Raw genomic sequence first — 13,318 nt, 5'->3', positions numbered from 1 at the left:
GCCTTCATGTCCGGCGCGGGCGCGGCGGTCGAGCGGTGTCGCGCCCGCCGCACCGGTTCACTGCCAGGCGATGACCTTCTGTTTCTGCTCGCCGAGGCCGTCGATGCCGAGCGCCATGACGTCGCCGGCCCGGAGGAATTTCGGCGGCTTCATGCCGAGGCCGACGCCGGGCGGCGTGCCGGTGGTGATGACGTCGCCGGGTTCCAGCACCATGAATTCGGAGATGTAGGAGACGATCGTCCTGACGTCGAAGATCATGGTCTTGGTCGAGCCGGTCTGCATGCGCTCGCCGTTGAGGTCGAGCCACATCCCGAGCTTCTGCACGTCCTTGATCTCGTCGGTGGTGACGAGCCAGGGGCCAAGCGGGCCGAAGGTCTCGCAGCCCTTGCCCTTCATCCACTGTCCGCCGCGCTCGATCTGGTACTCGCGTTCGGAGACGTCGTTGCAGACACAGAAGCCGGCGACGACGGAGAGGGCGTCCTTCTTCGAGACGTAGCGGGCGCGCTCGCCGATGACGATGGCGAGCTCGATCTCCCAGTCGGTCTTCACCGACTTCTTCGGCAGCATGACGTCGTCGTTCGGCCCGACGATGCAGGAGCGCGCCTTGTTGAAGAGGATCGGCTCGGTCGGGATGGCGGCGCCGGTCTCCGCGGCATGGTCGGCGTAGTTGAGGCCGACGGCGATGAAGTTGCCGACGTCGCCGACACAGGCGCCGAGCCGGGGCTTGCCCTTGACGAGCGGGAGCTTGTCCCACTTGGTCTTGGCGATCTTGGCGAGGCCCTTCTTGCTCAGGGCGGCGCCGGCGATGTCGGGAACGATGTCCGACAGATCGCGGATCTTGCCGTCTGGATCAATCAGGCCGGGTTTTTCCTTGCCCTTGGCGCCATAGCGAACGAGTTTCACGACTTTCCCTCCCGTTGTTGTTGAAGCGTCGTTGCCGGAATGATGCCGGCGTCTTCAACCGTTTCGCAAGGGCGGGGCATGCATGGAAGGGCGGCGCGCGGGAGGGGCGGGCAGGCCGTCACCCCCGACCCGCATCGCTGCGGGCGGGGGGCGTCTTGCCGGCGCTACTGACCCTGGCCGAGCGTGTAGCCGGGCACCCCGTCGAAGGTGAAGAGGTGCTCGGTCTTGATGAAGTCGATGCCGGCGCGGGCGAGGGCGGCGAGCAATTCGGCCACCATCGCCTTGTTGAACTGCCGGGGCGCCGGCATCTCGAAGCGGCACCGCCAGTGATCGGTGAGGAAGGTCTGTGGCTGGCCGGTCGGCCAGACCTTGACGCCGCGGTTGCTGACCATGGTCAGGGCGAGTTCGCCCGGAGCACCGGCCTTCATCCGGGCCGCGAGGGCGGCGGGCGAGACATCCGCTGCGTGGACGAAGATGTCGATGCCGACCAGCCGCTTGTCGGCGGGGGGCTTGCGCTGCGGGGTGAAGGGGATGATGGCGGTCGCCGCCGCGTAGTCCGGCCGCGGCAGGGTCCGCGGCGCCTGTCCAAGCCGCGCGATCACCGCGTCTGCGAAGGCCTGGGTGCCGACCTTCCGCGCCGAGACACCCTCGCGGAAGATGTCGCCGGTATGGATGCCGTCCTCGATCGTCTTCAGCCAGGCGAGGTGCAGCCGCGCGGCGACGTCGGCCTGGCCGATATGGACCAGCATCATGATGCCGGAGAGCAGCAGGCCGGAGGGGTTGGCGACGCCCTGGCCGGCGATCTGCGGGGCCGATCCGTGCACCGCCTCGAACATGGCGCCGTTGGCGCCGATGTTCGACGAGCCGCCGAGGCCCACCGATCCGGTGATCTCGGCGGCGATGTCGGAGACGATGTCGCCGTAGAGGTTGAGGGTGACGACGACGTCGAACTGCTCCGGCCGGGCGGCCAGGCGGGCGGCGCCGATGTCGATGATCATGTGTTCGTTCTCGATGCCGGGATAATCGGCCGCCACCTCGTCGAAGACCTGCCGGAACAGGCCGTCGGTCATCTTCATGATGTTGTCCTTGGTGAAACAGGTCACCTTCCGCCGGCCGTTGGCGAGGGCATAGTCGAAGGCGTAGCGGACGATCTTCTCGCAACCGGGCCTGCTGACGAGCTTCAGGCACTGGACGACATCGTCGGTCTGCCGGTGCTCGATGCCGGCATAGAGGTCCTCCTCGTTCTCCCGGACGATCACCACGTCCATGACCGGATGCTTGGTGGCGACGAAGGGGCTGTAGGAGATGCAGGGCCGGGTGTTGGCGAAGAGGCCGAGGCTCTTGCGCAGCGTCACGTTGAGGCTCTTGTAGCCGCCGCCCTGGGGCGTGGTGATCGGCGCCTTGAAGAGCAGGCCGGTGCGCTGGATGCTGGCCCAGGCCTCAGGGGGGATGCCGGAACTGTGCCCGCCGCGATAGGCCGTCTCGCCGATGACGATGGGCTCGACCGCCAGCCGCGCGCCGGCGGCGAGCATCATCTGCAGCGCGGCGTTCATGATCTCGGGGCCGACGCCGTCGCCATAGGCGATGGTCACCGGCGTCGAACCGGGCGGGGTAAGAGCCTCGAAGGTGGTGGCGGGGGTGTGGATGGTCATGGCCTTGTCTCCTGTGTGAGGACCTGACCCCTCCCTTGCGCCGCCGGTCATGATTTGTGAAATTGATTGTTCCTGTTTCAATTATTGAGAATTCAAATGCCGCAGATCGCCAACCTCGACCTCGATCTCCTGCGCGCCTTCCTGGCTGTGGCGCGAACGCAGAGCTTCTCGCGCGCCGGTGCGGAGCTCCACCGCACCCAGTCGACTGTCTCGCTGCAGATCAAGCGTCTGGAGGAGGGTCTCGGCTACCGCCTTCTCGACCGCACGCCCCGCTCGGTGGCGCTGACGCTGCGGGGCGAGGCGTTCCGTGAGGCGGCGCAGCGGATGGTGGCGCTGAACGACGAGATCGTCGCGCGGATCAATGAACCGGACCTCGCCGGCACGGTGCGTCTCGGCACGCCGGAGGATTTCGCCACCAGCCATCTGCCCGATGTTCTCGCCCGTTTCGCCGAGGTCCATCCCAGGGTCAATCTGGAGGTGACATGCGACCTGACGCTCAATCTTCTCGACGGGTTTCGCGACGGCGCCTTCGACATGGTGCTGGTGAAGCGGGAGCAGGGTCGGCGCAACGACGGGACCCGCGTCTGGCGCGAGCCGCTGGTCTGGGTCGGCAACGGGTCGGCCGTCGCGCTGCGCGAGACGCTGCCGCTCGTCGTCTCGCCGACCCCTTGCGTCTACCGCAAGCGCGCGACGGATGCCCTGGCGGCCGCCGGGCGGGCCTGGCGGATCGCCTATACATGCGGCTCGCTGGCCGGCTCCATCGCCGCGGTCCGGGCGGGCCTCGGCATCACCGTGCTGCCGAAGGAGATGGTGCCGCCCGGCCTGTCGCGCCTGGACGGGGTCGGCCTGCCGGACCTGCCCGATACCGAGATCGCGCTCCTGACGTCACCGACGCTGGCGACGCCGGCGGGACGGCTGCGCGACCACATCACGCGGTCCCTGGAACAGGGCGGCGCCTGAGGCGCCGCCGCAGGCCTCACCGCACCAGTTCCTTCATCGCCTTGTCGAGGCCGGTGAGGGTGAGCGGGAACATGCGCTGCTCCATGATGTCGCGCATCATGCCGATCGAGTGGGTGTAGTCCCAGTGCTTCTCCTTCACCGGGTTCAGCCAGATCATCGAGGGGTAGATGGAGGCGATGCGCTTCATCCAGGTGACGCCGGCCTCCTCGTTGAAATGCTCCACCGAGCCGCCGGGCTGGGCTATCTCGTAGGGGGACATGGAGGCGTCGCCGACGAAGATCACCTTGTAGTCGTTGCCGTATTTGTGCAGCACGTCCCAGGTCGGCATGGTCTCGTCGAAACGGCGCTGGTTCTTCTTCCACACCTTCTCGTAGAGGCAGTTGTGGAAGTAGAAATATTCCATGTGCTTGAACTCGGCCTTGGCGGCGGAGAACAGCTCCTCGCAGAGCTGGATGTGCCAGTCCATCGAGCCGCCGACGTCGAAGAAGATCAGCACCTTGATGGCGTTGCGGCGCTCCGGGCGCATCTGCACGTCGAGGAAGCCGTTGCGGGCCGTCTCGCGGATCGTGCCGTCGAGATCGAGCTCGTCGGGCGAACCGGTGCGGGCGAACTTGCGCAGGCGGCGCAGCGCCACCTTGATGTTGCGGGTGCCGAGCTCGACCGTGTCGTCGTAGTCCCTGAACTCGCGCTTGTCCCAGACCTTCACGGCGCGGAAGTTGCGGTTGCCGTCCTGGCCGATGCGCACGCCTTCCGGATTGTAGCCATAGGCGCCGAAGGGGGAGGTGCCGCCGGTGCCGATCCATTTCGAGCCGCCCTGGTGGCGGCCTTTCTGCTCCTCGAGGCGCTGCTTCAGCGTCTCCATCAGCTTGTCCCAGCCGCCGAGCGCCTCGATCTGCGCCTTTTCCTCCTCGGTGAGGAACTTCTCGGTGAGCTTCTTCAGCCATTCCTCGGGAACATTGACCTCGAGGCCTTCGGCCAGGGTCTCGAAGCCCTTGAAGGTGGCGCCGAAGACCTTGTCGAACTTGTCGATGTTGCGCTCGTCCTTCACCAGCGTCGCCCGCGACAGGTAGTAGAAGTCCGTCGGCGCGCGCTCGATGATGTCGGCGTCCAGCGCCTCCATGAGCGTCAGATATTCGCGCACCGTGACCGGTACGCCCGCCTTCTTCAGGTCGTGGAAGAAATTGATGAACATGGCGCTCGAGTCTAGCGTCTCTCGCGCGCTTCGTCACCGGGGTCCGGATGGCCTATTCGCCGCCATCGCCGGAAAAATCGGGGCCGTCGCCGCCGGATGACCCGGCCGGGCGCGGCACGCCGTTCTGATCGCACCAGCGATTGTACCAGATGCTGCCGGTGACGATGCAGGCAAGCAGGGCGGCGGAGGCGAGATGCCAGAGTTCCATGCACCATCATCACCATGATCCGATTGGCAAATCGTGAACCCCGCGTGGTGTCCGGCCAAAGCGTCGTGGCACAGAGGCGAAACATGGCACGGGCAGGGTTGGGTGCATGATCACTGTTCCCGCTGCCGCTCCTGCGCCCCGAGAATCTCGTCCCTGGCTACTGGCTCTCGGCTGGCTCCTGAGCCTGCCGGGACTTTGGGTCATCCTCTCCGTCGTCCTGCTGGCGCCGGTCTCGGGCCTTGCCGGCTGTGCCGCGCCCTCGGGCCTGAGCTTCCCGCCCTGTCCACCGGGTCCCTGGGCGGCGCTGGCCGATGGCATGCGCCTGACGGTGGCGCTGACTGCGATCATGTCGTTTGTCGGGATCGGCATCGTGCCGCCGCTCTATTCGGCGATCTTCGTCGTGACCCGGCTGGCGCTCTGGATTGGCCGGCGTGGCAGCGGCAGTGACGAGGTGCGCGGACCCTTGTTCGGCTTCCTGATGGTGTTCGGTCTGGTCATTGTCGGGAGCATGGTGACGACGCTGGCGAGCAGTTCACCGCAGCCTGGCGACGTCGCCAGCGGTCTCCTCGGCCTGGGCGCGATGGTCGGCGTGCTCTATGGCGGCTATCGGCTCATTCGCTGGGGAATCCGCCGGTTGACCAGCGCCTAGAGTGCGACGGCAGCCTGGGCGATGCGCGGGTCGTCATCCGGGACAAATTCGAGGAGATCGCCGGGCTGGCAGTCGAGTGCACTGCAGATCGCATCCAGCGTGTCGAAGCGGATGCCCTTCACCTTGCCGGATTTCAGCAGCGAAAGATTCGCCTCGGTGATGCCGACAATGGCCGCAAGCTCCTTCGACCGCATCTTGCGGCGCGCCAGCATCACGTCGAGGTTCACCAGGATCGGCATCACACGAAGCTCGCATTTTCCTCGGCGATTCGGGCCGCTTCGCGCAATGTCCAGCCGATCGCCACGAGCAGCGCGCCGACAATGGCCCAGAGCACGTCGTCCGAGCTGATCGAGATTGCGAGGATCTTCTGCCCCGGCGGATTGCCCAGGGTCAGGACCACACCGGCGGCTGCCCGCCACAGGGGCGCCAGCAGTCCCTTGGCGACCAGAATGAGGCCGATGCGCGAGACGCGGGTTGCCACCAGGTCGGTGAAGCGCATTCCGACAGCGAAGCCCCGGAACACCGCGCGGGCCTGAAGCAGCATGTAGATCAGCAGCGCGAGCGGCGGGGCGGAGAGCGCCAGGCCGGCCAGCTGCACCATGGGTGTCACGGTCACGGCCCGCCCGGCAAGGCCGAATTGCGGGGCGAGCAGGGTTTCGACCAGGGCCCGGTCGGTCCAGACCCAGAGCGTGCCGGCAACCGCGAAGACGATCCCGGCGAGTGTGACCAGCGCCATAATTCGGGCCAGCCGGGATTGACGAGCCTCGCTGCCTTGCGGTCCGGCGACAATGTGCGTCATGACGTTTTCCTCTTGTGTCGATATTGAATTTCTGTAAAACAATAATTTATCATCGTCAAATGGAATGTGTCATGAGCCTGTCCCGTCTGGTTTCCCGCCTTGCCTTCGTCGCTGCCTGCTCCGTAGGAATAGGCGGCTGCCTGTCGACGCCGATCTCGAGCCTGCCACGGCTGATGCGGCTCGATCTCGCCACCATGGACATGAATGAGGTGCGTGCCGCGCTGCGGCTGCCCGCCATGCTGCGCGTGAGGCCAGGCGATACGGTGATGACGATCAAGACCCGGGTGGAGGGCGGGAGCCCGACCGAGGATCGCTTCCTGCTGGTGGAAACCTCGGTCGAACGCGAGCGCGTCGAGATGGCCGGCGAGGCCAGGCCGGGGGATGCCATAACCATCTGGCGGATCGCTCCCGACGATGTGCCACGCGTCGAAGCGATCCAGCGACGCGTGCGGGCCTCCCTTGTCCAGGGACCACGTGTGCGCGGCAGTCTGGAAATTCAGGTCTCCGGCGGATGCCGGACCGCGCCGATCCCCGATGGCGCCGTGGCCATGTCGAGTTTCCTCAAGCCGGCCCGTGGCGAAACCTATATCACGCTGGTGAGCGACCTTGACCTTAGGCGCGTGATCCCGCTTGCCAATTGGCAGTCGACAATTCCGGATTGCTCCGGCTGATCGGGTCAGTCGCCGCCGTCGCCATCGCCGCAGGCGATGCCGTCGGCCGAGGTCGAGCCGGAGGGGCGCGGGACGCCGTTGCGGTCGCACCATCGATCATACCAGTAGTGGGCGGCGGCGAGCGTGAGGAGTGCGGCCGTCGCCGCGATGGTGATCAGATCGAGGCCGGCGAACAGCTCCATGACCGCGATACTACCGCGTAAACCTTGCCGCTTCGCGAAGACGAAGCTCGCAATCCGCAGTTCCTCAGTCGCCGCCACCACCGCCACCACCGCCATCGCCGCCACCACCGCCATCGCCGCCGCCGTCGCCGCCACCGCCGTCGCCGCCACTGTCGGACTCGTCGGTCTTCGCGGAGGCCGGCTCCGTGCCGCTATCGTCTCCTGTGGAACCGTTGCCGCCTGACAGGCTGCCGACGGCCCAGACGAGAAGGCCAACCCCGACGCCCGCGGCCAGGATCATGAAAAGCGTCGATGCCATTCAGGGGGCCTCCATTTGCTGCGGTTCGGCACAGCTGTGCCAGATTTCAGCCGTATCCCGGTGCGCCGGGGCCATGGCGTCGCCGTCTCAGGCCGGCTCCCAGGGGCCGGCAGGCGAGCGGCAGAAGCGCTGTTCGTCGAGCGGTACCGGCGGCGGGGCGCCGACGAGCGCCTCGGGTGCGGGGCCGTAGACGGTGAGGGTCGCGGCGACGATGCGGCAGGGGCGGCCGCGGCTCGCCTCGGCGGGATAGACCGAGAGTACGATCTCGCGGCGGGCGCCGGCGCGGCTCTGCCAGTTGGTCTCCATGCCGCGGGCGCTGGCGGCAGCGGCGAGCGCAAGGGTCCGGATCTCGCCGACGTCCTCGTCGGTGAGTGCGAGGACGGAGGGGCAGTCCTCGGCATTGCCGGTGCGGGAGACGGCGGTGACGGCGCCGAAGACGACGAGGCCGCCGCCGCCGGCCATGCCCGCCCGGGTGCCGCCGGACTGGGTGGCCCGGCAGCGCGCGACCTGGCGATCAATGGCCCAGGCCGCCGTCTCCGGCCGGCCCGGCGGGCTGGCGTCGAGCCCCGCCGAACAGCCGGCGAGAAGGACGAGGGCCGGCAGCACGGCTGTGCGGGCGCCCAGGGACATCACCGTCGTCATCTCTTCCGATCCAGGCGGTTCGTCGCGCTGTCGCCCGGCCGCACCATGCCTCAGCCCCTCCGGGCGAGGAAGGCCAGACGCTCGAACAGATGGACATCCTGCTCGTTCTTGAGCAGGGCGCCGTGCAGCGGCGGAATGGCCTTGCGCGGGTCCTTCTCGCGCAGGGTCTCCAGCGAGATGTCCTCGACCATCAGCAGTTTCAGCCAGTCGAGCAGTTCGGAGGTGGAGGGCTTCTTCTTCAGGCCGGGCACGTCGCGGACGTCGTAGAAGATGCGAAGCGCCTCGGCGACCAGCTTCTGCTTGATGCCGGGGAAGTGGACGTCGACGATGGCCTGCATGGTCTCGGTGTCGGGGAACTTGATGTAGTGGAAGAAGCAGCGGCGCAGGAAGGCGTCCGGCAGCTCCTTCTCGTTGTTCGAGGTGATGATGACGATCGGGCGCTGGGCCGCCTTCACCGTCTCGCCGGTCTCGTAGACGAAGAACTCCATGCGATCGAGTTCCTGCAGGAGGTCGTTCGGGAACTCGATATCGGCCTTGTCGATCTCGTCGATCAGCAGGACCGGCCGCTTCGACGCGGTGAAGCCCTCCCAGAGCTTGCCGCGGCGGATGTAGTTGCCGATGTCCTTGACCCGCTCGTCGCCGAGCTGGCTGTCGCGCAGGCGCGAGACGGCGTCGTATTCGTAAAGGCCCTGCTGCGCCTTGGTGGTCGACTTCACGTGCCACTCGATCAGCTGGGCGTCGATCGCCTTGGCGATCTCGATCGCCAGCACGGTTTTGCCGGTGCCGGGTTCGCCCTTCACCAGTAGAGGGCGCTGCAGGGTGATCGCGGCATTGACCGCCACCTTCAGATCGTCGGTCGCGACATAGCCGCTCGTCCCCTCGAAACGCCCGGACGCCATGTGATGTGCCTCATGTGCTGATGCGTGGAGGATGCTCCGACCTCCATCGTCTGCTCGCAGGGTAGGGGCCGCGGCGGGCGCCTGCAACACCCGGCAGAATATGCCGATCGGCACAGGCGATTGTGCCGGTGGCGCGCTGTAAACCCTTTGTAAACCATGCAAGTCACTGGATTTGCAGGCTTTCGTCCAGCGTACGGTTTGGCATGGCGACTGCACAGGAGGATCGCATGGTGCGGCGGTGTTCCGTCGTGATCGCGTTCTGCCGGCATCGGCGAAGGGAAGTTCGATGGGTATCTTCGGTGCAATGACGACGGCGGTCAGCGGCCTCGCGGCGCAGGCCTATGCCCTGGAAAACATTTCCGGCAACATCGCCAATTCGCAAACGACGGCCTTCAAGCGGATCGAGACGAGCTTCGTCGACCTCATCCCGGATTCCGGCCCGAAGCGTGAGCTTTCCGGTTCGGTCACCGGCTATTCGCGCGCCACCAACACGATCCAGGGCCAGATTTCGGCGACCTCGATCACGACAAACCTCGCCGTCAACGGCGACGGCTATTTCGTCGTCCAGCAGCCGTCCGGCTTCGTCGACGGCAACCCGACGTTCTCCACGTCCAATGCATTCACACGCCGCGGCGACTTCACGGTGGATGCCAACGGCTACATGGTCAACGGTGCCGGCTATTATCTGCGCGGCCTGCCGCTCGACCGCAACACCGGCAACCCGATCGGCTCCTCGCCTGTGCCGATCCAGATCACCAACGACGTCATTCCGGCGCGTGCCACCGACAGTCTGAAGTACCGCGCCAGCCTTCCCCCCAAGCCGAACACCGCCAATGCCACCAACGTCGCCGGCAGCGAGCTGATGCAGGCCTCGCTGATCGGTCAGGCGACCATAGGCCCGACGGGTGCGGCGAACTTCGTCGCGACCTCCATCGCCGGCGGTTCGCAGACGGCCTATGATGCGCTCGGCAACGAGGTGAACGTCCAGGTTCGCTGGGCGAAGACGGCGAATGCGGCCGCCGGCCCGCCGGCCGTGTCTGACACCTGGAGCGCCTATTATCAGTCCGCCTCGGCGTCGGGAGCCGAGACATGGACCCGGATCGGCGGCAACTTCACCTTCTCCGCGACGGGTCAGCTGACCTCGCCGACCGCAAATCCGACCATCCCCAACCTGACCGTCAACGGCACCAATGTCGGCAATGTCACGCTCGACATCGGCACCAACGGCCTGTCGCAATATGCCCGCACCGACGGCACCGTGCAGGTCACCGACATCGGCCAGAACGGCTATTCGGTCGGCGAGTTGATGGCCGTGTCGATCACCGATGCCGGGCGCGTGCGTGGCAACTATTCCAACGGCCAGTCGGTCGATCTGTTCTCCATCCCGCTCGCCAGCTTCAACGGCGACAACATGCTGAAGCGCCTCGACGGCGGCGCCTTCGCCGAGACCTCGGGCTCCGGCGCGGCGATCCTCGGTGCTTCGGGCCGCATCGTGTCGCAGAGCCTCGAGAGTTCGAACGTCGACATCTCCGAAGAGTTCACCAAGCTCATCATCACCCAGCAGGCCTATGCGGCCAACACGCGGATCGTCACGACGTCCAACTCGATGCTGCAGGAAACGATCAACATGATCCGCTGAAGCGGATCATGACGCACGGCAAGGAGTGACCGGGCATGACTTTGACCAGCGCGCTAAGCAATTCGCTCTCGGGACTGAGGTTCGTTTCGACGGCGACGGCGCTGACAAGCGCCAACATCGCCAATGCAGGGAACCCCAGCTATACCCGCAAGCTGATCGACCCCGTCGACGCGCTGGCCGGCGACCAGATCGCCGGTGTCAAGGTCGGCTCGATCCGGCGCGAGTACGACGCCTTCGTGCAGCGCCAACTGGTCGGCGAACGCTCCAACGCCGGCTATGCGGCGACGCGCTCGCAGTTCCTCTCCCGGCTCGACCAGATGATGGGCGCCCCCGGCTCGGCGCGCGCCCTCGACACGGTGCTCAACACGTTCTCCTCGTCGTTCCAGACGCTGCTGACCTCACCGGAAAGCGATACGGCCAGGTCCGGCGTGATCAATTCCGCCACGGTGGTGGCGCAAACGCTGCGCAGTCTTTCGAGCACGACGCAGGACATGCGCCTCGACGCGGAGGGCGGCCTCGCCGATGCCACCGCCCGTCTCAACACGCTGCTGACCGATCTTTCGAAGATCAACGGCCGCCTGTCCGTTGCCTTCACCGACGAGAGCCGCGTCGGCCTTCTCGATCAGCGCGACGCCATGGTGGCCGAGATCGCCGATTATGTGCAGGTCCGGACCGTCTATGACGACAGCGGCGCTGTGCAGCTCTATGGCGGGGCGGGCTTCGTGCTGCTCTCCACCAGCCGGTCGGAACTGTCCTTCGATGCCCGCGACATCATCGGACCCACCAACGTCTACGACGAGGACCCCACCAAGCGCACGGTCGGCACCATTACCGCCTCCACGACGTCCGGCTCCGTCGATCTTATCGCTGCCGGCGTCTTCACCTCGGGCAGGATCGCCGCCCTGATCGAGCTGCGCGACAAGGCACTGCCGGCGGCCCAGGCCCAGTTCGACCAGATCGCCGCGAACCTCGCGCAGGCGCTCGGCAACACGTCGACCTCGACGCCCGCGACCGTGGCGGGACCGGGCCCGACGACCGGCTTCGACACGGCGCTTCGCAGCGGCCTCGTCGACGGCGACACGGTGACCCTCGAACTGACGGCGAACGGCGTCACGCAGAAGATCACCTTCAAGCGGGTCGACGATACGACCTTGCCGATGTCCGACACCATGACCGCCGACCCGAACGACATCGTCTTCCGCCTCACCGGCACTTCGGCAGCGGGCCATGCGACCCAGATGCAGGCGGCGATCGATACCTGGGCGGCCGGGGCCGGCGCACCCGCGGGGGCATTCGGCATTTCCATCAACGGCGGCAACCTCCGGGTCCTCGCCGATCCGACCGTCGCCGGCGGGGCGGCGGTCGGCCGTGCCGCCGCCAACGTCACCGCGCGCACGCTCGCCGACGGTGGAAGCGCTCTGCCCTTCTTCGTCGACCCCGCGGGTGCCGGCGGCCTCTACAGCGACCGGATGACGGCAGCCGGGTCCCAGTATGTCGGCCTGGCCGCCCGCATCGACGTCAACGGCGCGTTGAAGGCCGATCCCGGCGCGCTGGTGAAGATCAATGCGACGACGCTCGAGTCGGACGAGACGCGCCCCTCGTTCCTCGTAGCTGCCCTGTCGAGCTCGAACCGCTTCTTCGCGCCGGCAGGCGGCCTCGGCACGGCGACCAATCCCTTCCAGGGATCGATCCTGTCCTATGGGCGCTCCGTCATCGTCACGCAGACCAACGAGGCCGCCAGCGCCCTGCAGGTCGCGCAGGGACAGGAGGCCCTTGTCACGCAATTGCAAGCCCGGTTCGACAGCGTGGCGGCGGTCAATATCGACGAAGAGATGACCCTTTTGATCCAGCTCCAGACGGCCTACGGCGCCAATGCGCGTATCATGAGTGCCGTCCGTGAAATGCTGGATTCTCTCCAGAGGATGTAAGGGGCGTCATGTCCATCCGCACGTCAGGAATCCTGTCCGGCCTCAACGCCAGTGACTTCATGCGCATGAAGTCGCAGCTGTCCGATCTGCAGCGCCAGCTCGGCTCGGGCCAGAAGTCCGAAACCTATGGCGGCCTCGGCCCCGAACGTGGCTTCTCGCTGGCCTTCCGCGCCTCGATGAGCCAGATCGACGCCTGGCAGCAGAGCATCTCGCTGGTGACCACCCGCATCTCGGTCATCGACACGTCGCTGACCGGGATCGCCAAGACCGTCTCCTCGACCAAGACGTCGTTCCAGCCGAACGAGTACAAGCTTTCCTCGGGCCGCACCATCGGCCAGGTCGCGGCCGGCGACGGGTTGAATGCCGTCGTTTCCATGCTCAATGCCAACGATGGAACCCGCTACGTCTTCGGCGGCCGCAAGTCGGCGACGCCGCCGGTGCTCGAGCCCTCGATCTTCCTCAACGGCGACAATTCCAAGGACGGGTTCAAGACGGTCCTGCTGCAGAGGATGCAGGCCGATCTCGGCGTCGCCTCGGCCAATCCGGAGAGCAATCCGGCCGCTACCGGCCGGCTGACGGTCACGGCGGCGGGAACGCAGCCGGTGGCGCTGGCGGAAGACGGCACCCATGCTTTCGGCCTGAAGATCGGTCTCGTCTCGGGCGCCGTCGACGGACTCACGGCGACCCGGACGGCGG

Annotated in this window: 15 protein-coding genes and 1 pseudogene; 6 read left to right on the top strand and 10 right to left on the bottom strand. The window is 66.7% G+C overall.

Going from position 1 to position 13,318, the window contains the following annotated elements:
• Positions 1–57 precede the first annotated feature (57 nt).
• Both Q8O26_RS19330 and Q8O26_RS19325 read right to left on the bottom strand, forming a co-directional pair.
• Entirely contained in the window at positions 58–903 is an 846-nt protein-coding gene (locus tag Q8O26_RS19330) for a fumarylacetoacetate hydrolase family protein (protein ID WP_305578605.1), read from the bottom strand.
• 164 nt (positions 904–1,067) lie between these two features.
• On the bottom strand, positions 1,068–2,555 hold the full coding sequence (locus Q8O26_RS19325) for an NADP-dependent isocitrate dehydrogenase (protein WP_305578603.1): 1,488 nt from the start codon (positions 2,553–2,555) through the stop codon (positions 1,068–1,070).
• 96 nt (positions 2,556–2,651) lie between these two features.
• Here Q8O26_RS19325 and Q8O26_RS19320 point away from each other — a divergent pair, with 96 nt between their 5' ends.
• A complete protein-coding gene (locus Q8O26_RS19320) occupies positions 2,652–3,515 on the top strand; it encodes a LysR substrate-binding domain-containing protein (protein WP_305578601.1) in 864 nt (287 codons plus the stop codon).
• 16 nt (positions 3,516–3,531) lie between these two features.
• Here Q8O26_RS19320 and Q8O26_RS19315 read toward each other — a convergent pair whose 3' ends face one another.
• A complete protein-coding gene (locus tag Q8O26_RS19315; protein ID WP_305578599.1) occupies positions 3,532–4,707 on the bottom strand; it encodes a VWA domain-containing protein in 1,176 nt (391 codons plus the stop codon).
• Positions 4,708–4,759: 52 nt separating this feature from the next.
• Positions 4,760–4,915, bottom strand: coding sequence for a hypothetical protein (locus Q8O26_RS19310; protein ID WP_305578597.1), 156 nt, complete (start codon positions 4,913–4,915; stop codon positions 4,760–4,762).
• 106 nt (positions 4,916–5,021) lie between these two features.
• On the opposite strand from Q8O26_RS19310, the gene Q8O26_RS19305 reads away from it, so the two are divergent.
• Complete coding sequence (locus Q8O26_RS19305; protein ID WP_305578595.1) at positions 5,022–5,564, top strand: hypothetical protein; 543 nt, start codon at positions 5,022–5,024, stop codon at positions 5,562–5,564.
• Here the strand turns inward: Q8O26_RS19305 and Q8O26_RS19300 are convergent.
• Together Q8O26_RS19300 and Q8O26_RS19295 are read right to left on the bottom strand one after the other, a co-directional pair.
• Positions 5,561–5,803, bottom strand: a complete 243-nt coding sequence (locus Q8O26_RS19300; protein ID WP_305578594.1) for a helix-turn-helix transcriptional regulator — start codon at positions 5,801–5,803, stop codon at positions 5,561–5,563. The two genes, Q8O26_RS19305 and Q8O26_RS19300, sit on opposite strands and share 4 nt — an antisense overlap.
• A complete protein-coding gene (locus Q8O26_RS19295; RefSeq protein WP_305578592.1) occupies positions 5,803–6,363 on the bottom strand; it encodes a DUF2975 domain-containing protein in 561 nt (186 codons plus the stop codon). Before Q8O26_RS19295 ends, Q8O26_RS19300 begins: the two co-directional genes overlap by 1 nt.
• Before the next feature lie 71 nt (positions 6,364–6,434).
• Between Q8O26_RS19295 and Q8O26_RS19290 the strand changes: the two genes are divergently transcribed.
• On the top strand, positions 6,435–7,034 hold the full coding sequence (locus Q8O26_RS19290) for a hypothetical protein (RefSeq protein WP_305578590.1): 600 nt from the start codon (positions 6,435–6,437) through the stop codon (positions 7,032–7,034).
• Between the two features lie 5 nt (positions 7,035–7,039).
• Here Q8O26_RS19290 and Q8O26_RS19285 read toward each other — a convergent pair whose 3' ends face one another.
• The 4 genes from Q8O26_RS19285 to Q8O26_RS19270 all read right to left on the bottom strand — a co-directional run bounded on the left by Q8O26_RS19285 (position 7,040) and on the right by Q8O26_RS19270 (position 9,055).
• Positions 7,040–7,366, bottom strand: a complete 327-nt coding sequence (locus tag Q8O26_RS19285; RefSeq protein WP_305578588.1) for a hypothetical protein — start codon at positions 7,364–7,366, stop codon at positions 7,040–7,042.
• Positions 7,281–7,514 (bottom strand): hypothetical protein, encoded by a 234-nt coding sequence (locus Q8O26_RS19280; protein ID WP_305578586.1) that lies wholly within the window; start codon positions 7,512–7,514, stop codon positions 7,281–7,283. Before Q8O26_RS19280 ends, Q8O26_RS19285 begins: the two co-directional genes overlap by 86 nt.
• An 87-nt stretch (positions 7,515–7,601) precedes the next feature.
• On the bottom strand, positions 7,602–8,156 hold the full coding sequence (locus tag Q8O26_RS19275; protein WP_305578584.1) for a hypothetical protein: 555 nt from the start codon (positions 8,154–8,156) through the stop codon (positions 7,602–7,604).
• A 50-nt stretch (positions 8,157–8,206) separates the two neighbouring features.
• A complete protein-coding gene (locus tag Q8O26_RS19270) occupies positions 8,207–9,055 on the bottom strand; it encodes a MoxR family ATPase (RefSeq protein ID WP_305578582.1) in 849 nt (282 codons plus the stop codon).
• 286 nt (positions 9,056–9,341) lie between these two features.
• On the opposite strand from Q8O26_RS19270, the gene Q8O26_RS19265 reads away from it, so the two are divergent.
• The 3 genes and pseudogenes from Q8O26_RS19265 to Q8O26_RS19255 all read left to right on the top strand — a co-directional run.
• Entirely contained in the window at positions 9,342–10,694 is a 1,353-nt protein-coding gene (locus Q8O26_RS19265; RefSeq protein ID WP_305578580.1) for a flagellar hook protein FlgE, read from the top strand.
• Positions 10,695–10,729: 35 nt separating this feature from the next.
• Positions 10,730–12,622, top strand: coding sequence for a flagellar hook-associated protein FlgK (gene flgK / locus Q8O26_RS19260; protein ID WP_305578578.1), 1,893 nt, complete (start codon positions 10,730–10,732; stop codon positions 12,620–12,622).
• A gap of 8 nt (positions 12,623–12,630) precedes the next feature.
• Positions 12,631–13,318 (top strand): annotated as a pseudogene (locus Q8O26_RS19255) (hypothetical protein); the annotation flags it as partial.

The organism is Phreatobacter sp., from assembly GCF_030691135.1.
In the GTDB taxonomy this organism is placed as follows: Bacteria; Pseudomonadota; Alphaproteobacteria; order Rhizobiales; family Phreatobacteraceae; genus Phreatobacter.
The sequence above is the reverse complement of the archived record's forward strand: the minus strand, read 5'-3'. Positions and strand labels throughout refer to the sequence as shown.